This is a genomic window from Pseudomonas weihenstephanensis (assembly GCF_001043055.1).
Classification (GTDB): domain Bacteria; phylum Pseudomonadota; class Gammaproteobacteria; order Pseudomonadales; family Pseudomonadaceae; genus Aquipseudomonas; species Aquipseudomonas weihenstephanensis.
This window is the reverse complement of sequence record NZ_JYLF01000010.1, coordinates 134319-154467: the sequence shown is the minus strand read 5'-3', so window position 1 is coordinate 154467 and position 20149 is coordinate 134319. Positions and strand designations below refer to the sequence as shown.

20 protein-coding genes are annotated in these 20149 nt (G+C 55.3%); 6 read left to right on the top strand and 14 right to left on the bottom strand.

What is annotated here, in order from left to right:
- Window positions 1-489: 489 nt before the first annotated feature.
- The 9 genes from msrQ to mrcB form a co-directional block, all read right to left on the bottom strand.
- A complete protein-coding gene (msrQ, locus tag TU86_RS19915; RefSeq protein WP_048366040.1) occupies window positions 490-1104 on the bottom strand; it encodes a protein-methionine-sulfoxide reductase heme-binding subunit MsrQ in 615 nt (204 codons plus the stop codon).
- Entirely contained in the window at window positions 1104-2117 is a 1014-nt protein-coding gene (gene msrP, locus TU86_RS19910; RefSeq protein ID WP_048366039.1) for a protein-methionine-sulfoxide reductase catalytic subunit MsrP, read from the bottom strand. Before msrP ends, msrQ begins: the two co-directional genes overlap by 1 nt.
- 63 nt (window positions 2118-2180) lie before the next feature.
- Window positions 2181-3038, bottom strand: coding sequence for a CDP-diacylglycerol--serine O-phosphatidyltransferase (gene pssA, locus TU86_RS19905; RefSeq protein WP_048366038.1), 858 nt, complete (start codon window positions 3036-3038; stop codon window positions 2181-2183).
- Between the two features lie 143 nt (window positions 3039-3181).
- Entirely contained in the window at window positions 3182-4198 is a 1017-nt protein-coding gene (ilvC, locus tag TU86_RS19900) for a ketol-acid reductoisomerase (RefSeq protein WP_048366037.1), read from the bottom strand.
- A 48-nt stretch (window positions 4199-4246) separates the two neighbouring features.
- The gene (gene ilvN, locus TU86_RS19895) at window positions 4247-4738 is read right to left on the bottom strand and encodes an acetolactate synthase small subunit (RefSeq protein WP_048366036.1); all 492 of its coding nucleotides are present in this window, start codon (window positions 4736-4738) and stop codon (window positions 4247-4249) included.
- 2 nt (window positions 4739-4740) lie between these two features.
- Complete coding sequence (locus TU86_RS19890) at window positions 4741-6465, bottom strand: acetolactate synthase 3 large subunit (protein WP_048366045.1); 1725 nt, start codon at window positions 6463-6465, stop codon at window positions 4741-4743.
- A gap of 431 nt (window positions 6466-6896) precedes the next feature.
- Entirely contained in the window at window positions 6897-7226 is a 330-nt protein-coding gene (locus tag TU86_RS19885) for a YqcC family protein (protein WP_048366035.1), read from the bottom strand.
- Complete coding sequence (locus TU86_RS19880; RefSeq protein ID WP_048366034.1) at window positions 7226-7963, bottom strand: tetratricopeptide repeat protein; 738 nt, start codon at window positions 7961-7963, stop codon at window positions 7226-7228. Before TU86_RS19880 ends, TU86_RS19885 begins: the two co-directional genes overlap by 1 nt.
- A gap of 16 nt (window positions 7964-7979) precedes the next feature.
- The gene (gene mrcB / locus TU86_RS19875; protein ID WP_048366033.1) at window positions 7980-10307 is read right to left on the bottom strand and encodes a penicillin-binding protein 1B; all 2328 of its coding nucleotides are present in this window, start codon (window positions 10305-10307) and stop codon (window positions 7980-7982) included.
- Window positions 10308-10423: 116 nt separating this feature from the next.
- Between mrcB and TU86_RS19870 the strand changes: the two genes are divergently transcribed.
- The 3 genes from TU86_RS19870 (at window position 10424) to TU86_RS19860 (ending at window position 12932) form a co-directional block, all read left to right on the top strand.
- A complete protein-coding gene (locus tag TU86_RS19870; RefSeq protein WP_048366044.1) occupies window positions 10424-11980 on the top strand; it encodes a bifunctional aminoglycoside phosphotransferase/ATP-binding protein in 1557 nt (518 codons plus the stop codon).
- 91 nt (window positions 11981-12071) lie between these two features.
- Window positions 12072-12413: a pentapeptide repeat-containing protein gene (locus TU86_RS19865; RefSeq protein ID WP_048366032.1), complete on the top strand. Its 342-nt coding sequence runs from the start codon at window positions 12072-12074 to the stop codon at window positions 12411-12413.
- A 246-nt stretch (window positions 12414-12659) separates the two neighbouring features.
- On the top strand, window positions 12660-12932 hold the full coding sequence (locus TU86_RS19860; protein ID WP_048366031.1) for a TfoX/Sxy family protein: 273 nt from the start codon (window positions 12660-12662) through the stop codon (window positions 12930-12932).
- A gap of 227 nt (window positions 12933-13159) precedes the next feature.
- Here TU86_RS19860 and TU86_RS19855 read toward each other — a convergent pair whose 3' ends face one another.
- Genes TU86_RS19855 through TU86_RS19845 form a run of 3 tightly spaced genes read right to left on the bottom strand, consistent with a single transcriptional unit; the run spans window position 13160 to window position 15836 of the window.
- Entirely contained in the window at window positions 13160-13882 is a 723-nt protein-coding gene (locus tag TU86_RS19855; RefSeq protein ID WP_420850456.1) for a heme ABC transporter ATP-binding protein, read from the bottom strand.
- 44 nt (window positions 13883-13926) lie between these two features.
- Entirely contained in the window at window positions 13927-14964 is a 1038-nt protein-coding gene (locus TU86_RS19850; protein ID WP_048366029.1) for a FecCD family ABC transporter permease, read from the bottom strand.
- Entirely contained in the window at window positions 14961-15836 is an 876-nt protein-coding gene (locus TU86_RS19845) for a heme/hemin ABC transporter substrate-binding protein (protein ID WP_048366028.1), read from the bottom strand. Before TU86_RS19845 ends, TU86_RS19850 begins: the two co-directional genes overlap by 4 nt.
- A gap of 176 nt (window positions 15837-16012) precedes the next feature.
- Here TU86_RS19845 and TU86_RS19840 point away from each other — a divergent pair, with 176 nt between their 5' ends.
- Entirely contained in the window at window positions 16013-16351 is a 339-nt protein-coding gene (locus TU86_RS19840) for a Rieske (2Fe-2S) protein (protein WP_048366027.1), read from the top strand.
- Here the strand turns inward: TU86_RS19840 and sfsA are convergent.
- Window positions 16334-17041 carry a DNA/RNA nuclease SfsA gene (gene sfsA, locus TU86_RS19835; protein WP_048366026.1) on the bottom strand — a complete coding sequence of 236 codons (708 nt, stop codon included), beginning with the start codon at window positions 17039-17041 and terminating at the stop codon, window positions 16334-16336. The two genes, TU86_RS19840 and sfsA, sit on opposite strands and share 18 nt — an antisense overlap.
- Window positions 17041-18213: a pyridoxal phosphate-dependent aminotransferase gene (locus tag TU86_RS19830; protein WP_048366025.1), complete on the bottom strand. Its 1173-nt coding sequence runs from the start codon at window positions 18211-18213 to the stop codon at window positions 17041-17043. Before TU86_RS19830 ends, sfsA begins: the two co-directional genes overlap by 1 nt.
- 322 nt (window positions 18214-18535) lie before the next feature.
- Between TU86_RS19830 and dksA the strand changes: the two genes are divergently transcribed.
- Complete coding sequence (gene dksA, locus TU86_RS19825; RefSeq protein ID WP_003439669.1) at window positions 18536-18976, top strand: RNA polymerase-binding protein DksA; 441 nt, start codon at window positions 18536-18538, stop codon at window positions 18974-18976.
- Window positions 18977-19184: 208 nt separating this feature from the next.
- Window positions 19185-20084, top strand: coding sequence for a tRNA glutamyl-Q(34) synthetase GluQRS (gene gluQRS, locus TU86_RS19820; RefSeq protein ID WP_048366024.1), 900 nt, complete (start codon window positions 19185-19187; stop codon window positions 20082-20084).
- Window positions 20085-20149: the final 65 nt, after the last annotated feature.

Sequence of the window (20149 nt, the reverse complement as noted above, 5' to 3'; positions counted from 1 at the left end):
CCGTTCAGTTCAAACATCTTTGGGTTTTGAGAAAACCCTAAACTTGGCTCAGCAATCGTTGGTTACATCTTTGATTTCTCGCGGAGTAACTTGTGATGCTGATAATCTTTTTGACTATCAGTCTGACTCCACAAGCACCCACACGAATTGCTTGATTCAGTTGTTAAAGAGCGGTTGGTTAAGCTTTCGCTCAACCGAGGCGCGCATTCTACAGCAGCCTCTGTTGCTGTCAAGCGGTTATTTCAGAAGCTTTCAAAGTTTCCCTTGTAACTTCAACCACTTGCGCTTTCGATCTCTCGTTAGCGGGAGGCGAATTCTACAGCGTTATACGCTGCTGTCAACACCTCATTTCCTGCTTCGATGATTTGAAGCTAGCATCGCCAAAAACTGTCCAACTCATTGATACTCAAGGAGTTTTCCGTTTCGACTACGCCGGAAGTGGGGCGAATTATAGGGCGTTTTAAATCTGAGTCAAGGGTTAATTTTGACTTAATTAACGGGCATCGACTTCTTCTTATATAGACGCGCAAGACGCCGCACCACAACAGGCACGCGCAGCACAATCAACGCAACGCCAATGGCCGCATAGATAGACCACTCCTTGAGATCCGCCCTCACTATCCACAGCATATGCAGTAATCCAAGCCCCAAAACGCCGTAGACAAGGCGATGCAGCTTTTTCCACCGGGCGCCCAAGCGTCGCTGACTGTATCGGTTCGATGTCACAGCCAGCACCAACAACCCCAAGAAACCAAGACTGCCCACAATGATGTAAGGGCGCTTGCGTAACTCAACACCCAACTGCGACCAATCGAACCCCAGCACAAACGCCAGATACGCTAGCAGATGCAGAACAACGTAAGCAAAGCACCACAAACCGATCTGACGCCGTACGGCAATCCACCCCGCCCACCCAGTAATTTTATGCAGAGGCGTCATGCACAGCGTGATCAACAATAAAATCAGCGTCCCCAACCCCTGTCGATCAACTAATACTTTTCCGGGATCAGGCCCCAAGGCCAGAGCCCAAGCCTCATACAGCCATAACAGTGGCCAAATAGCTGCTGCTATGAACACAGCAGAACGCCAATACGCGAATCGCATTAATAGTTCTTCCGTAAATCAAGGCCACTGTATAAAGAGGCAACCTCATCGCCATACCCGTTGAACATCTGCGTCTCACGCACATTCGGGCTAAACAGGCTGCTAGGTAGACGCCGCTCACGCGCCTGAGTCCAGCGCGGGTGGTCGACTTGCGGGTTCACATTTGCATAGAACCCGTATTCATCTGCCGCAATGCTTTGCCAGGTCGTCTTGGGCTGATCCTCCACCAGGCTGATTCGCACAATAGACTTCACGCTCTTAAAGCCATACTTCCAAGGCACCACCAGCCGTAACGGCGCGCCGTTCTGATTAGGCAACTCCCTTCCGTACATCCCCACTGCCAATATAGCCAATGGGTTCATTGCCTCATCAAGCCGCAAGCCCTCGACATAGGGCCAGTCAATCAATGCGAAACCTGAACGCTGCCCCGGCATGACCTTAGGGTCCTGCAACGTTTCAAAACGGATGTATTTGGCTTTTGACGTAAGCTCCACCTGCTTGAGCAACGCCGATAAGGGGAAGCCCATCCAAGGAATCACCATCGACCATGCCTCAACGCAACGCAGGCGATATATCCGCTCCTCCAACTGGTAAGGCTTCATAAAGTCTTCCAGCGCATAGCGCCCCGGCTTACCCACCTCGCCGTCTATAACCACAGTCCACGGCTGAGTCTTCAGAGCGCCTGCGTTTTGCGCCGGGTCGCTTTTGTCAGTGCCAAACTCGTAAAAGTTGTTGTAGTGAGTGGCATCTTTAAAAGGCGTGATGGCTTCACCCTTTACGCTAACGGCCTGCCATTGGGTCTGAGGCAATTTTTCGGTGAACCAGGCGGGCGGTTTACCCAACTCTACATCAGCATAACGAGCAGCCTCTTCAGCACTTGCCCAGCGTGGAAGCGCAGACACAGCCAAACCGGCAAGCGAGCTGCCAAGCAATGAACGACGGGATAAATAGAAGGATTCAGGCGTGATATCCGACTCTTTACTGTCGGACGCTTTTGGGAGCTTGATTAGCATGACAACTCCGTAGCATTGGAGGACTGATGCACCAATAGACTACGGAGTATGGGAGAAATTACATCACTCGGCGTTTTTGTTACGGCGCAGACGCAATAAATATTGCACGGGGCCCGACGCTGCATAAGCGAGGAATACCAACAGCAAAATACGCGGCGGATCACTGAACACCACAGCGAACACAAGGACTACAGCCAGAATGGCTACAAACGGCACACGACCTTTTAGGTCCAGCTCTTTAAAGCTGTTGTACTTGATATTGCTGACCATCAGCATGCCCGCAGCGGCGACAAGCAAAGCAACCAGGAACGACATTTTCGAGCCCTGAATGCCGTAATCACTGAAGGCCCATACGATCCCCGCCACCACACCTGCGGCAGCCGGGCTTGCCAGGCCAATAAAGTAACGCTTGTCGGCGGTTCCGACCTGAGTGTTGAAACGCGCCAAACGCAGTGCTGCACCTGCTACATAGATGAAGGCGACCATCCAGCCGACTTTACCCATATCACCCAAGGCCCAGCCAAAGGCAAGCAATGCAGGGGCCACGCCAAACGCAACCATGTCAGACAGCGAGTCGTATTCAGCGCCGAAAGCACTTTCGGTATTGGTCATGCGCGCTACACGGCCATCAAGCCCGTCCAGCACCATGGCGACAAAGATCGCAATAGCGGCAAAGGCAAAGTATTTGCTGGCACTCGCCGCATCACCTGCACTCATGGCGCTTTGAGCACTCATCGAGTTGATGATGGAATAGAAACCTGCGAACAGGTTTGCCGTCGTGAAAAGATTTGGTAGCAGATAGATACCACGATGCCGGACTTTACGGCCTTCGGCGTCATGTCCTTCTTCGACATGCTCATCGATAGGCAGCAGGCTATCGGCGTCAGAGGCCTGTTTTGGCTCTTCGGGACGTTCGCTCATGGACATTACCTTGCAACGATATGGAAAGTTTCGATAGAGGCTTGCGACCATCGCGGGTTCGCAAACAATCATGCTTTATACCAGAAGCCACCCCTTAAACGAAAAAACGCGGCCGAGGCCGCGTCTTTCTTTACGTCAAAAACTTAGTTTTTAGCTTTGTCGACGATTTTGTTCGCACCGATCCAAGGCATCATCGAGCGCAATTGCTCGCCGATGATTTCGATGCCGTGAGCTGCGTTGTTACGACGCTTGGCAGTCATCGATGGGTAGCCTGTAGCCCCCTCACTGATGAACATCTTCGCGTACTCGCCATCCTGAATGCGCTTGAGCGCATTACGCATTGCCTGGCGGGATTCAGCGTTGATCACTTCCGGCCCCGTCACGTACTCGCCGTACTCTGCGTTGTTGGAGATCGAGTAGTTCATGTTGGCGATACCGCCTTCGTACATGAGGTCAACGATCAACTTCAATTCGTGCAAGCACTCGAAGTAAGCCATTTCTGGCGCGTAACCGGCTTCAACCAGTGTTTCAAAGCCTGCTTTGACCAGCTCAACGGTACCGCCGCAGAGAACGGCCTGCTCACCGAACAAGTCAGTTTCAGTTTCGTCCTTGAAGGTGGTTTCGATGATACCGGTACGGCCGCCGCCCACGCCCGACGCGTAAGACAGAGCAACGTTTTTGGCATTGCCCGAAGCATCCTGGTAGATCGCGATCAGGTCAGGAATACCACCGCCTTTCACGAACTCGGAACGCACGGTGTGGCCAGGAGCTTTCGGTGCAATCATGATTACGTCGAGGTCAGCACGCGGTACAACCTGGTTGTAATGGATCGCAAAACCGTGAGAGAAGGCCAACGTGGCGCCTTTCTTGATGTTAGGTTCGATTTCGTTCTTGTACAGCGACGACTGGAACTCGTCCGGGGTAAGAATCATGACCACGTCAGCAGCAGCAACAGCGCTTGCAACGTCAGTCACTTTCAGGCCGTGAGCCTCAGCTTTAGCGACAGTAGCCGAACCTTTGCGCAGACCTACAGTCACGTCAACGCCGGAGTCTTTCAAGTTGCAGGCTTGAGCGTGACCCTGGGAGCCGTAACCAATGATGGCTACTTTTTTGCCCTGGATGATCGAAAGGTCGCAGTCTTTGTCGTAATAAACTTTCATGATTTTCCCTTATATCCAGGCCATTCAGGCCATTAGCACTTATTTGTTTTAGAGGCTGAGTACTTTATCGCCACGGGCTATCCCGGTGACGCCACTGCGCACTGTTTCCAGGATCGAAGCGGTTCCAATCGATTGAATGAAACTATCGAGCTTGTCACTTGTACCGGTCAATTGAACGGTATAAACACTGGCGCTGACATCAACTATCTGGCCACGAAATATGTCCGTCGTCCGCTTGATCTCCGCACGCTGAGCACCCGTGGCCTTGATCTTGACCAACATCAACTCACGCTCAATGTGAGCGCTCTCGGACAGGTCGACCAACTTGACCACTTCAATCAGCTTGTTCAGGTTTTTAGTGATCTGCTCGATGACTTCATCGTGCCCCACCGTGGTCAGCGTCAGACGCGACAAGGTCGGGTCTTCAGTCGGCGCCACGGTCAGGCTTTCAATGTTGTAGTTACGTTGCGAAAAAAGCCCGACAACACGAGACAAAGCACCCGGTTCGTTCTCAAGAAGCAAAGAAATAATGTGCCGCATGATTAAGTACGCTCCGTCTTGCTCAGCCACATGTCTCGCATGGACCCATCTTTGATCTGCATCGGGTACACGTGCTCACTGGTATCCACCTGAATATCCAGGAACACCAAGCGATCTTTCATGGCGAAAGCTTCTTCCATCTTCGGCTTCAGGTCTTTCAGGTCGGTGATGCGAATTCCCACATGACCATACGCTTCGGCCAGCTTGACGAAGTCAGGCAACGACTCCATGTAGGAATGCGAATGACGACTGCCGTAGTTCATATCCTGCCACTGGCGAACCATCCCCAACACGCCGTTATTCAGGCTGATGATCTTTACGGGCAAGTCGTACTGCAAACAAGTAGACAACTCCTGAATATTCATCTGAATACTCCCTTCGCCTGTCACACAAGCGACATCGGCATCAGGAAAATTCAGCTTCACACCCATCGCTGCCGGGAAACCAAAACCCATCGTTCCCAGACCACCGGAATTGATCCAGCGATTCGGCTTGTTGAAGCGATAGTATTGGGCGGCAAACATCTGGTGCTGCCCGACATCAGAGGTGACATATGCATCGCCCTTGGTCACTTCGCAAAGCATTTCGATAACGGCTTGTGGCTTGATCTTGCTGCCGTCGCCCTTTTCATATGGGAACAGACCGCGATCACCACGCCACTCGTCAATCTGCTTCCACCAGGCGGCAACCGCTTCGGCATTAGGCTTTTCGCCAATTTCCTTGAGAATCGCGACCATTTCGGTCATTACACTCTCAACCGGGCCAACGATCGGCACGTCCGCCTTGATGGTTTTGGAGATGGATGCCGGGTCGATATCGACATGGATGATCTTGGCATTCGGGCAAAACTTGGATGGGCCGTTGATGACACGATCATCAAAGCGCGCACCCACCGCCAAAATGACATCTGCGTTATGCATGGTCATGTTGGCCGTAAAGCTGCCGTGCATTCCCAACATGCCAATGAACTGACGATCAGTGCCAGGGTAAGCGCCCAATCCCATCAACGTATTGGTCACGGGCACGTTGAGCATTTTCGCCAGCTCAGTCAACGGTGCAGAACCGCCGCCCAAGATAACGCCGCCGCCTGCGTAAAGAACCGGGCGCTTGGCCGCAAGCAACATTTCTGCTGCTTTACGGATTTGCCCGGAGTGTCCACGAACCGCTGGACTATAAGAGCGCAACTTGGCTTTTTTCGGAAAAACGTATTCGAACTTCTCAGCCGGGTTTGTCATATCTTTAGGGATATCGACAACCACTGGACCAGGGCGACCGGACTGCGCGAGATAGAACGCCTTTTTCATGACCTCCGGGATCTCCGAAGCATGCTTGATCATAAAGCTGTGCTTCACGATCGGCCGGGAAATACCGATCATGTCGGTTTCCTGGAACGCATCGGTGCCGACCATGGTGCTAGGCACCTGGCCGGAAATGATCACCATCGGAATGGAGTCCATATAGGCGGTAGCAATACCGGTAATGGCATTGGTAGCACCCGGCCCGGAAGTCACCAGTACCACACCGGCTTTACCGGTGGCACGGGCATAACCGTCAGCCATATGGGTCGCCGCTTGCTCGTGACGAACCAGGATGTGAGTCACTTCCGGTTCTTTGAACAGTGCGTCGTAGACGTGCAGGAGAGCACCACCAGGGTACCCGTAGATATGTTTGACACCTTCGTCGCGCAAAAAGCGGACCAGCATCTCACCGCCAGATAAAAGCTCCACGTTGTTCACCTCTAAAACGCCAGAATACCGATCGCAAAAAACGAACGGGTCTTAATAGGTTTACTTTTCAGCAGAGCATGAGCGACGGTGGTCGCCGACTACGTCAGCACTGACTGAGCAAGTATTGGGAGCCCTCCAAATATTGCGGAGTTTTCCCACCCAGCGCGAGGTAACGCGTTGCGGGTGTAACAGGTCGGCGCGGGTGTGCGCCTCATGATCTGCTGAGAGGGCCTGCTTCTGGCAGTCCCTCTACAGCGGACTTTCGATTCTTCTCATTCACCCCATCCAAGTCAAGTAAAAATTGCGCTTTTTTCCAACTACGCGCATCTGAACATGAAATAAATGGGTTTGGTGAGGGATAAAACTCGCGTGAATGGCGCAAAGCGGTAGAAATATGCGCACGACTGCCGAAAAAGCGGGCCGTCAGGCAATTAACGAGCGTCGACGATCAATTGGTCGATTTTTTTCAGCGCGTCACGCAGACCAAGGCTCTCTTGCGGCCGATCGGCATACACCATTTCGGCCATTTCAAGAATTCCCGACGCGTTGGGCAGTGGTAGATTCTGCTCAAGAATCTGCTTCATCCTTACCAGAAAAATCCATTGCAACCACTGATGGAAGTCCAGCTTATCCACCGAAAAAGGCTCGACACTGCACAGCGCGTTGGCGCCGGGGGACTCCGCGTCCCACCAGCCCTGTAAGCGCAACTCACGCTCAATCAACAACAACTGTTCAGCGATTAGGGGAAAGCGGGCATCCATCACAGACTTACCTTGGCTTTTTGACGAGCCAATGCAGCGCCAGCGGCATCACCTTGTTTATCACGCGCTTGTGCAATCAACCCCCACAGGCTGGCTTGCAAATCGGGTCGTCCATTGGCGAATGTCAAACCGCGACGCGCAAACTGCTCGGCCTGAGCCGCGTCCCCTTGCGCCATACGAACTTGCGCCAGTCGATAGAGCACCTGCGGTTCACGGGGCGCGACACGTTGCGCTCGCTCAAGACTGGATGAGGCACCATTCAAGTCGCCCGTGGCTTGTTGCTGTTGAGCCGTTGTAAGCAGCGCCAGCACCGGACCATCCAGTTGTTCATCGGCCGCCAGCCCGCCACTGTTAGACGGGATTCCACTTGGCGTAATCGGTGTCGGTGCGCTGTAGGCAGCCCCCGGCGTGTAACTGCCGGTACTGATTGGCGCCGCTGCAGGGCCGGGAGTAATCGGCCCCGGCGTAAACGGTTCGGTGCTGATCGGGGTCGACACTGCCGCACCACCACCCGGAATCATCACGACCACACCCGAGTCCTGAGCAATTGCCTGAGACTGCGCAGCACGTGGCGCAGCTGCTTGCGGGTAATTCCCGGCCGTGCGCTGGGCCGAAATACGTTCGTTATTCGACACCGGTACACCTGAGTCGACCACAGGGATTGAACCCTGCGGCACGCTGGCGCAACCATTGAGCAAAGCCAGGGCTGTTACAGCCGGAAACCACCACTTATTCACGTCAAACCCTCTTTGCTTAATTCAACCAGCCCTTGACCCAATCCATCACAGCGTCACCGGTTGCAGGCGTTTGCGCTGCGCAACTGGCACCCGCTGGCGGTTCACTGCCGCGAATATACGGCATCTGCACCGCTCCAGGGCAGTTGGCATCAGACCCTTGCCCGGTATGCGGGTCAATCCAGGCTTGCACGATGTTATCCGGCTGCGGCATGTCCAGCGGCAATGGATCGGCCTTGTTCATAAAGCTGGTCCATACCTGCAAAGCACCCGTTGCACCCGTGAACGGTGTTTTGCCGTTGTCATCACGCCCCAGCCAAACGACGGCCAACACATCCTGACTGAACCCTGCAAACCAGCTGTCACGCGAATCGTTACTGGTGCCCGTTTTACCCGCCAACGCGAGGCTTTTGGGCAATACGTTGTAAACCGAGCGCCCGGTGCCTTCACGCATCACGTGCTGCATAGCGTTTTGAATCAGGTAGATCGAGCCCGGATCAAAGCGCTGCTGGATCTGGAACGGGTAGCGCTTGAGCGGTTCGCCTTCGGCCGTCAACACACTGCGAATCCCGCGCATCGGCGTATTAAAGCCACCGTTGGCCAAGGTCTGATACATCGTCGCCACTTCCATCGGGCTGAGTGCGCCAGCCCCTAACAACATGGAAGGGAACGCCGGAAACTCGCGCTCCACACCCAGCCGCGCCAGGGTCTTGAGTACATTCGGCACCCCCACTTCCTGACCCAGACGCACAGTGCCCAAGTTGTAGGAGTTCATCATCGACTGATAAAGGAAAACCGTGCCATGAGAGCGGCGGTCATAGTTCTGAGGTTTCCAGACTTGCCCGTCCGCACCTTTAATCGACAACGGTTCGTCTGACAACCAACTGGTCAGTGTGTACTGACTCGGGCGCTCAAGAGCCGTCAAATACACGGCGGGCTTAATCAATGAGCCAATCGGACGTACCGCATCCAGCGCACGATTGAAGCCCGCGTAACCTGGCACACGACTGCCAATCAAAGCCTGGACTTCACCGGTCTCCGGGTTGGTCACCACCATGGCTGCTTCAACTTCATCAGCACCTTTGCGCCCAGCCAGACGCTTGAAGGTTTCGCCCACGGCAGCTTCGGACTTCATTTGCAAAATCGGGTCAAAGCTAGTGAAAATTCGCAGCCCCTCTTCGGTCAAATCTTCGTCGCGATAATCTTCACGCAACTGACGCTTCACCAAATCAAGAAAGCCTGGGAAAGAACTGTCGGCCAAACTGCCGCGCTTGGTCACACCCAGAGGCATTTTCTTGGCCGCTGCCACTTGCTCCGCGGTTGCCACGCCCTGCTGCTCCAGCAAGTCGAGTACCAAATTACGTCGCTCAAGCGCACGTTCCGGATAACGACGCGGGTTATAAGCCGAGGGCCCTTTGACCATTCCCACCAATAGCGCCACTTGGTGCAGCTTGAGTTCCGCCAATGGCTGACTGAAGAAGAACTGACTGGCCAGACCAAAACCATGCACCGCACGCTGACCGTCCTGGCCGACAAAAACCTCGTTGAGGTAAGCCTCAAGGATCTCCCGCTTGTCGTAATGCAACTCCAGCAGTAACGCCATCATCGCTTCGGTCAGCTTGCGGCTCAGGCTGCGCTCATTAGTCAGGTAGAAGTTTTTGACCAACTGCTGCGTGAGCGTACTGCCGCCCTGACGCATTTGCCCGGAGGATGAGTTGACCCAAATAGCACGGGCAATCGACTTCGGCGAAACGCCCAAGTGATGGTAAAAATCACGATCTTCAACCGTCACCAGCGTTTCCAGCAGAAACGGCGGCACTTGATCGATATTGATCAGAATGCGGTCTTCAAGGTTCTTGGGGTAAAGCCCGCCAATCAATAGCGGCTCAAGACGCACCACTGGCAGTTTGGAGCCGTTGGACGCCGATAGCTCAGCCACATAATCGCCAGAAAAACGCACACGCACCGGCTGCGCTTTCTCAGCGCCTTCATAAAACTGAAAACCGCGGGTGTTGAGGTCAACCGTATTGCCATTCACGGACGCCGCGCCAGGGCCACTGATCGCGTTTTCACGCCGGTAACCCAAAGCATCGAGTTCCGTCAGGAAGTCGTTCTTGCTCAGCTTTTGGCCGACGAACAGCTCCAGAGGCCGGGCGTAAACCTTGGCCGGGATAGTCCAGCGCTTACCGGAGAATTTCTCCTGAACGATAGCGTCGAGGTAAACGGCAAAACCTGCCAGCACAACCAGGCCGACCAGACTGAGCTTAAGCGCCCAGCCCAGCCATGGGCGAAGGCCGCCGCGAGCAGGACGTTTGGAACGGGAACGAGGGGATCGGGTACGAGTCATGGCGGCGGATTATACGCACTTTATTCATGTTCATCATGCGCAGCCCGGCGGTTTGCAGTACCGCTGTCAACAGCCATAATGGCCCATTGAATTTTCCCAGCCTTGAAGGATCAATCGTGAGCCAGAACCTGATCGCCGCGCTACAGAACCCGAACCTATACCCACATGAAGTTGATGGGTTTCAGGTCATCGAAACGCACATTTCCTGGGTGATCCTCACCGGCCCTTACGCCTACAAGCTGAAAAAACCGGTTAATTTTGGCTTTCTCGATTTCACCGACCTAGCCAAACGTCAGTTCTTTTGCAACGAAGAGCTGCGCTTGAACCAGCGTCTGACTAAAGGTTTGTACCTGGACGTTGTGCCGATTACGGGCACAGCTGAAGCCCCCGTATTGGCTGGCGATGGTCCTGTCATCGAATATGCGCTGAAAATGCGCCAATTCCCACAGAGCCAACTGCTCAGCACATTGCAGGCCAATGGCGAGCTGACTGCCGCTCACATCGACGAAATGGCGCAACAAATTGCTCACTTCCATGCGCATGCGCCTCACGTGCCACTTGAGCACTATCAAGGCACGCCTGAAGCGGTGATGGAGCCAGTGCGCCAAAACTTCGATCAAATTCGACCTTTCCTGACAGATAAAGCAGACCTACAGCAACTGGACGCGCTTCAAGCGTGGGCTGAAGCCAGCTTTATCCGCCTCAAGCCTTTGCTGGAGCAGCGCAAAGTCCAAGGCTTCATCCGCGAATGTCACGGTGATATTCACCTGGGTAACGCCACCATGATTGATGGCAACGTGGTGATCTTCGACTGTATTGAGTTCAACGAACCCTTCCGTTTCACCGATGTTTACGGCGATGTCGGCTTCCTGGCAATGGACCTCGAAGACCGTGGTCTGAAATGTCTGGCGCGTCGTTTTGTCAGCCAATACCTGGAGCTGACAGGCGACTATCAGGGCCTTGAACTGCTCAACTTCTATAAAGCCTATCGCGCCCTGGTGCGCGCCAAAGTCAGTCTGTTCAGCATGCCGGCCGAAGCCAGCCCGGTGCAACGCGCCGCCACGCTGCGCCAGTACCGCAACTACGCCAACCTGGCAGAAAGCTACAGCACTATTCCTTCACGCTTCCTCGCCATCACGCACGGCGTTTCGGCAGTGGGTAAAAGCTCGGTTGCCATGCGTCTGGTTGAGTCTTTGGGTGCGATTCGATTGCGCTCTGATGTCATCCGCAAGCAGTTGTTTGGTGAGCAAAAGGCTGAAAATGCTGTAGGCCAAGGGATCTACAATGCCGACGCAAGCGTCAGCACTTACAAAAAACTGCACGAATTGGCAGAAACCGTGCTGCGTGCAGGTTTCCCGGTGGTCATTGATGCCACCTACCTCAAGCGTGATCAGCGTGACGCTGCTGCCAGCGTGGCCGAGTCCACGGGTGTGCCTTGCTTGATCCTCGACTGCACGGCACCCGATGCAGTGATCGAAGGATGGCTAGCTCATCGCCAGTCCGAAGGAAAGGACCCCTCAGACGCCACCCTTGAGGTGGTACGCGCGCAACAGACAAGCCGCGAGCCACTCGGCGCAGACGAAGCGCTACGCAGCAAGCACGTTGAAACCCACAACAGTAAAAGCCTGGACACATTGATCGCAGATATTCGTCAACGCTTACCCGGCCTTTAATCGCTAAATTAGGCCGCGAAACCGCAAGGGTTTCACGGCCTCGCAATAGTGGCACTATAATGGCGTCATAAATCCAACAGGAGACGCAACCATGAGCCGCCCACGACTGCTTGATTCTGCGCTTTACGCCTTGTTGCACAAGGACGATATCCGCGCATTTAACCAAGAGCGCCCACAAGGCCCTATCGACATGTCCGGTGGAGACTTTCGAGGGCTCGACCTGCGCGAACTGAATGCTCAGGATGTCGATTTCACAGACGGTTATTTCCGCTCTGCTGATTTGCGCGGACTCGATCTGCGCACAACCTGCATTGAAGGCGCCAGCCTGGCCCACGCGCAGATTTCCGGCGCTTACTTCCCGGTTGAATTGACCGCCGATGAAATTCTCATGTCTGTCAACTTCGGCACGCGGTTGCGCTACCGCACAAAGTAGGAAAATACGACATCGAGTCCTACGCTTTTTGCGTCGGCGTGGACTTGCCTGTCGCTGACATTCAGCCGCTCTACCTAAATACTTTCAGCCCTTCTTTGGTTGTATCCAACAACCAAAAAACACATTTCAAAATGCCTACTTGTTCCAAAACCGACTAAAGAACTGCGGTTTTCCTACCGAGCGCTACACTCCTGTAAGACTGGCTTAGTCCCGTAAACACTGCGCGTGCCGTCGCAAGGAGGCTTGATGAATGATGAACTCCAGAACTTGAGAAATCTTGGAAAGACGTCGGCGCAATGGCTACACGCTGTAGGTATTCATAGCGCTTCAGATTTGAAACGCTTGGGCGCAGTCGATGCCTATCGCGCCGTCAAAGCGCGCGGGTTTAGAGCATCTAAAGTGCTGCTTTATGCGATTGAGGGCGCTTTGCTGGATGTGCACTGGAATGACATTCCTGTGGATCGCAAAGAAGCCTTGAATAAACAGGTGGACGTTTTATCGCCCACGCGCAAAGCCTGACAGTTTTTAGGGCGCGCAAAGAAAGTCGATAAACAGGTGTTGACAGCGTAATGAGAATTGTTATTATTACGCCATCTGGTCGCGAGACCAGCCGATCTTCTGGAAGGCCCTTGGTTCGGACTCTCAGAAAATCTCCTCATCAGGCTAATCACGGTTATTTGACCCGGCTCTTGCCGGGTCTTTTTTTGCCTGTCGAACAGTAAAAGCCTTAACGCCGATGCCTTATTTCAGCGCGCAATAATCAACGGGTGCCCTAGCTCAGGGTGAGGCTGAACCAACACATCCAAGCCAAACACAGCTTTGAGTAACTCTGGCTGCAACACGCCTTGCGGACAGCCTAAAGCACGCGGTTGGCCGTCCTCCAACAGCAGTAATCGATCGCAATACCGCGCGGCCAGGTTCAAGTCATGCAAGATGATCAACACCGCCGCGCCGCGGTCGGCAAAGGCACGGATAGCTTTGAGTGTGGTGTGCTGGTGCAAAGGGTCCAGCATTGACGTGGGTTCATCCAGCAACAAGGTTTGCCCGCCCTGCCCCGGCCACAACTGCGCTAACACACGCGCCAGATGCACCCGCTGACGCTCCCCACCCGATAACGCCAGGTAACTGCGCCCGGCCAAATGTTCTACGTCAGCGGCTTTCAGGGCCTCATGCACGATTTCGGCATCGCGAACATGACCCGTCTGGTGGGGCAAACGGCCCATGCCCACCACCTCTTCAACTCGAAACGCGAAGTCCAGCGTCGACGTTTGCGGCAAGACGGCCAGTCGCTGAGCGCGCTGGGGGCCTTTCCACTGATTCAAGGCCTGATGATCAAGCCATACCTGCCCCTGCGTTGGCGCCAGCTCCCCGCACAGAGCAGCCAACAGTGTGCTCTTACCTGCGCCATTAGGCCCCAGCACGCCGAGCACTTCCCCCGGACGAACCTCAAGCGTGACATCCGACAGCACCATTTTATGGTTGCGACAAATGTGCAAGTTCTCCGTTCGCAACATCAGTGACGGCCTCGCAGTAATAAATAGAGGAAGAACGGTGCACCCAGAAAAGCCGTCACAATGCCTATCGGCAATTCGGCGGGCGCCAGCGCCAAACGTGCAATCAGGTCCGCGAACAACAATAAGCTGGCGCCCGCCATTACAGACGCAGGCAATAGCACACGGTGATCGGGACCCGCCAGCAGCCGCACCAGGTGCGGCACCACCAAACCAATAAAACCGATCATACCGGCCGCTGCCACAGCAGCCCCCACACCCAAAGCCGTACAAAACACCAGTTCACGCTTGAGCCCTTCCACATCAATGCCCAAATGGTTGGCCTCCGACTCACCCAACAGCAGCGCATTCAATGCGTTTGCCCGGCGAGGCAACCAAAGCGCAACGCCCGCAGTGACCAGTAGTAACGGCCACAGTCGCGCGTAACTGGCGCCATTCAAACTGCCTAAATTCCAGAAGGTCAGCGTGCGAAGGGTCGCGTCATCCGCCAGATAGGTAAAAAGCCCCACCGCGGAACCGGCCAAGGCAGTCAAAGCGATACCGGCAAGCAACATAACGGCGACATTCGTCTGGCCATTACGCCGCCCCAAACGGTAAACCAGCGCCGTGACGCCCAACCCGCCGAGAAACGCGCTTAACGACAACACATAAGGCCCGAGGACGTCTGGCAAACCGCCAAAGGCTGAGCCGCCAACAATGGCGATAGCCGCACCCAGCGCGGCGCCACTGGACACGCCCACCAAACCTGGATCGGCCAAAGGGTTTCGAAACAAGCCCTGCATGGCAACGCCCGAGAGCGCCAGCACACCGCCCACCGCCAAACCCAATAAGGTACGCGGCACACGGATCTGGCCTAGGATCAACTCAGCCTGCTCCAAGCCTTCGCCCTGGATGGGCATACCGAGCAAGCGCAATGCTGCGCGCAAGGTGTCAAAGAGCGGCAGGCTCACTGGCCCCAGTGCCAACGACAGCCAGGTCGCCAGTAGGCACAACATGCCCAACCCTATAAACAAAGGACGGGGCTTTACCAACGTCCTCATGGAGCAACCGAGGTCGCAGGGTAAAACTCAGCCGTAAGCTGTTTGAGACGGTCCGGCAAACGTGGCCCCAGCCCCCCCACCAGCAGCGTCGGATCAACTTCATAAATGCGCCCGGTTTTAGCCGCGCGAATCGACGCCAAAACCGGGTTTTCTTTCAAGAGCGCTGCGCGGGCGGCATCCCCACTCAAACTGCGGTCAGCAAACACCAGCACCTCGGGATTGAGCCCCGCTAAAGCCTCAACTGAAAAAGGTTTGTAACCGGTGTGTGTCGCAAGGTTATGACCTCCGGCTTGCGTCAACAGCCAGTCGGCTGCGGTGTCCTTCCCTGCAATCATGGGTTTTCCGCCTGCATGCCCCAGCAACAGCAAAACACCCGGTGCCTTGTGCTTGGCCTGTACGTGCTTGACCTGAGCTTGTTGCTGCTCCAACTGGTTTTGATAGCCCGCAAACACCTGCGCCGCATGAGCCTCGTCACCCAACAAAAGCCCTAAATGCGCAAGGTTAGACTGCAAAGCACTCAGCTCAGGCTGTGCCGAGAACATCTCAACGGGCACGCCAGCACTGCGAATTTGCTTCAACACTTCAGCTGGCCCCATCTCTTCGGTGCCAATCAATACATCCGGCCTCAGGCTCAAAATACCCTCCGCCGAGAGCTGACGTTGATAACCGATGCTAGGTAGCGATTTAAGTGATTCAGGATGTTGGCTAGTGGTATCGACCCCCACCAATTTAGACTCCGCACCCAATGTGCTCACCCACTCCGAGAGTGCGCCACCGGCACTGACCCAGCGTTGTGGCAGTTCGGCAGCTGAGCCGAGGTGACTGATCAAAAGGCCTGCACAGAGCGTAATCAGGCGGATACTCAAGCGCATACAGAGGCGTTCCTTGAAAAGAGAACTCAGCGGGATACGTGAAAATCCCGCACCGTTGAAACAACACATCGAAGTACAGCGGGCCATTTGATAATTGTTTGCATTTGCACGTCAACCATTTAACTCGCTCTCACCAGCGCCCTCAACGCTCGCATCAGGTGCTATTAAGGATTGCAATGAAGTTGTTATGTCACTCACACGAATTGAGCGAAGGTTGCAGCCGCAGCGTCGACACGCCTGAGTTGGACTTGTTTATCGTCCGTCGCGAAGGGCAGGTCTACGCCTATAAAAATCGCTGCCCACACCGCCACGTCAGGTTGGAATGGCAGCCCGATCAGTTCCTTGATGAAAGTGCCAGCCTGATTAAATGCGCGACACACGCGGCCTTATTTTTGATTGAGTCTGGCGAATGCGTTGCCGGGCCTTGCGCCGGGCAATTTCTGACAGCCATTGACTGCCGTGAAGACAGTCAAGGCATATGGATTAGCGATGACGCGTCAGAGGATGACTGCTAAGCGGCGGTCTACCACAACCGTTTCAGGTGTAAGGCTTACGCCGTAAGCCAGCACTTGCACGCCAGCTGCGACTGCTTCGCGTAATGCGGCCGCGTAACCGGGATCAATTTCTTGCGCCGGTCGCACCGCATCGACCCCCGTAAGATTGACGCAATACAGTTGCACGGCTCGCACGCCTTCACGCGCCAAACTCGCAAGTTCACGTAAGTGTTTGGCACCCCGTTGTGTGACCGCATCCGGAAAGGCAGCGATACGCGAGCCCTCAAACCCCAAGGTCACACTCTTGACTTCAACAAACGCAAAACCGTCGGAGTACTCCAGGCGAAAATCAATCCGGCTGTTTTCCTGCCCGTATGCCACTTCACGCTTGAGCGCGGTGAAACCCTTGAGTTCGCTGATCTGACCGGCCAGTAACGCCTCTTCAATCAAGCGATTGGCGCGCCCGGTGTTCACACACGCCAACCGCCCTTGTGGCGTCTCGCTGATTTCCCACGTGCCCGGCAGCTTGCGCTTTGGGTCATTGGAGCGACTGAACCAGACCTGCCCACCCTCGACCATGCAATTAAGCATGGATCCGGTGTTCGGGCAGTGGATGGTCATCAACTCACCGTCGGCAGTTTCGATGTCGGCCAAGAAACGCTTGTAGCGCTTGATCAAGCGCCCTTCTTCCAACGCTGGAGAAAAAAGCATCAGGCTTTCCAGCTCTGTAAGCCACGCGCAATGCGCTCAACCGCTTGCTGTAGGCGTGGCAGGCTTTGGGTGTAGGCAAAGCGCACATGGTGCCCCGCCTGGAAACGGCCAAAATCAAGGCCCGGCGTGAAGGCTACGTGCTCCGTTTCCAGGAAATGTCGGCAAAACGCGAAGGCATCGCCCCCAAATGCGCTGATGTCGGCATACAGGTAAAACGCGCCTTCGGGCTCTACTGCGATCCCGAACCCTAGCTCACGCAATGCGGGCAGCAAGAAATCACGACGACGGCCGAACTCGGCGCGACGCTCCTCCAAAATGGCCAGCGTCTGTGGCTCAAAGCAGGCCAACGCGGCGTATTGCGCCATGCTTGGCGCACTGATGTAGAGGTTTTGTGCCAGTTTTTCGAGATCTGCGACGGCTTGCGGTGGCGCCACCAACCATCCCAGGCGCCAGCCGGTCATACCGAAATACTTGGAAAAACTGTTAAGTACAAAAGCGCTGTCATCAACCTCCAGCACACTCGGTGCGTCACACCCGTAGGTCAGGCCGTGATAGATCTCATCGACCACCAAATGCCCGTTACGCGCCTTTACCGCCGCTGACAACGACGTCAACTCTTCACGACTCAACAGGGTGCCAGTGGGGTTGGCAGGCGACGCGACCAAGGCACCCACGCTGTCTTGATCCCAATAACGCTCAACGTGGTCGGCGGTCAGTTGGTAGCGCACCTCCGGACCGACGGGCACCAATTGCGCAGCGCCTTCAACCAGACGCAGGAAATGTCTGTTACAGGGGTAGCCAGGATCAGCAAGTAGCCAATGCTTTCCCGGATCTACCAGTAGGCTGCTGGCTAAAAGCAGTGCGCCTGACCCACCTGGAGTAATCAGAATTCGCTCAGGGTCAATATCCAGCCCGTAGCGTTGCTGATAAAACCCCGAGATAGCTTGGCGCAGCTCGGGCAGGCCGCGGGCCGCGGTGTAGCGGGTTTTACCCGCCGCCAACGCCGCTTGCCCTGCCGCAATGATTGGCTCGGCGGTGGTGAAGTCAGGCTCACCGATCTCCAGGTGAATTACATCGTGCCCCGCCGTTTGCAACTCATTGGCTCGGGCCAATAATGCCATCACGTGGAACGGTTCGATTGCGCGGCTTCGCGCACTGTAAGACTGAGCCATGAGCCTGCCTTCCTGGGTAAGCAAAAGCCCGATTCTACCCAAGCCCGTGCTCAAGGGAGAGCTAAATACAGTCTTAACGCCAGCGTGAGTAGAACCAAACGGCGCAAGCCCCGGTCACAGCTCGACTAAAATTAATATTCAGCCATTAATCTCAAGCACCACAGGCGTTGTACACAATCATCGGCCACAGGCCAGACAACAGGGAGTAGCGCGGCCCGATTTGATCTGGTAAGTTCGCCCGCTTGCAGCCGCAGGGCCGGCAGGTGTCGGTGATGTTGCAATCCTGCGCAATGGATTAGAAGAATGAGAGGCGGTCCATTTCATGCCCACACAAGCAAAGCAACAGAATAGTCAACTTAGCGGCTTCGAACCCTACGTTGAAAAGAAGGGTGAAGAGTACATGGGCGAGCCCATGCGCAAGCACTTCACCAAGATTCTGCAAAAGTGGAAACAGGACTTGATGCAGGAAGTCGACCGCACCGTTGATCATATGAAAGACGAAGCGGCAAACTTTCCTGACCCGGCCGACCGTGCTAGCCAGGAAGAAGAATTCAGCCTGGAACTGCGTGCACGCGATCGCGAGCGCAAGCTGATCAAGAAAATCGACAAGACGCTGCAATTGATCGAAGACGAAGAATACGGCTGGTGCGAGTCTTGTGGCGTTGAGATCGGTATTCGCCGACTCGAAGCACGCCCGACTGCTGACATGTGCGTAGACTGCAAAACCTTGGCTGAAATCAAGGAAAAACAAGTCGGCAAATAACCGCTGGCTTGACCAAATGGGGCGTGCGAACGCCCCATTTTTGTTTTTGCGATATGACCGCGTACCGTGGCAACAACCAAAGGTTGGGTACGATGACGCTGTCGTCGTAACGTCAGGCTCTGCGCGGTGTCGGGCGACTCTTGCACGCTGGGTCCACCATCGCTTCGCACTCTGACGCAGCCTTCGGCAGTTGCTACGGAATTATGCAATGACCGCTCCTTGCTCAAACCCCTCTTACATCGGGCGCTTCGCCCCAACCCCCAGTGGCCATTTGCACTTTGGCTCACTGGTCGCTGCCCTCGCCTCTTATCTTGACGCCCGCTCAATGGGTGGCCGCTGGTTGCTGCGCATGGAAGACCTCGATCCCCCGCGTGAAATGCCCGGCGCCCAAACGGCCATTCTGCAGGCCCTTGAGCGCTATGGCTTTGAATGGGATGGGACGTTGATACGCCAAAGCGAACGTCACGAGGCTTACGCCCAGGTTGTGGATAAATTATTCAGCCAAGGCCTGGCCTATGCCTGCACCTGCTCGCGTAAACAGCTCGAAGGCTACAACGGTATCTATCCCGGCTTTTGCCGGAACGCCGGCCACCCGATGGAAAACGCCGCCATCCGCTTGCGGGTGCCTGAACTGCACTACGCCTTCACCGATCGCGTACAAGGCATGTATGGCCAACATGTAGGACGCGAGGTCGGCGACTTCATCATTCGCCGCCGCGACGGGCTGTATGCCTACCAGTTAGCGGTGGTACTCGATGATGGCGCCCAAGGTGTTACCGATATCGTGCGCGGCGCCGACTTGCTGGACTCAACACCGCGCCAGCTTTACCTGCAAGAGCTGCTGGGATTGTCACAACCGCGCTACCTGCATGTGCCGCTGATCGTGCAACCCGACGGCCACAAACTGGGCAAGTCCTACCGCTCGCCCCCCCTGACGCCCGAGCAAGCCACGCCGTTGCTGTTACGTGCCCTGCGCGCGTTGGGCCAGACCACTGACGATAGCCTTGCGCACGCAAGCCCGCGTGAGGTTCTAGACTGGGGCATAGCGCACTGGGACGCCGGGCTGATCCCGCGCGCGCTCATCTTGCAAGAAGCGCAATTACGCTGACACCTCTTGCAGGTTGCCAGCCATCCGTTACCATCGCCGCACGTTTTTGGGCATGCGGCCCGTAA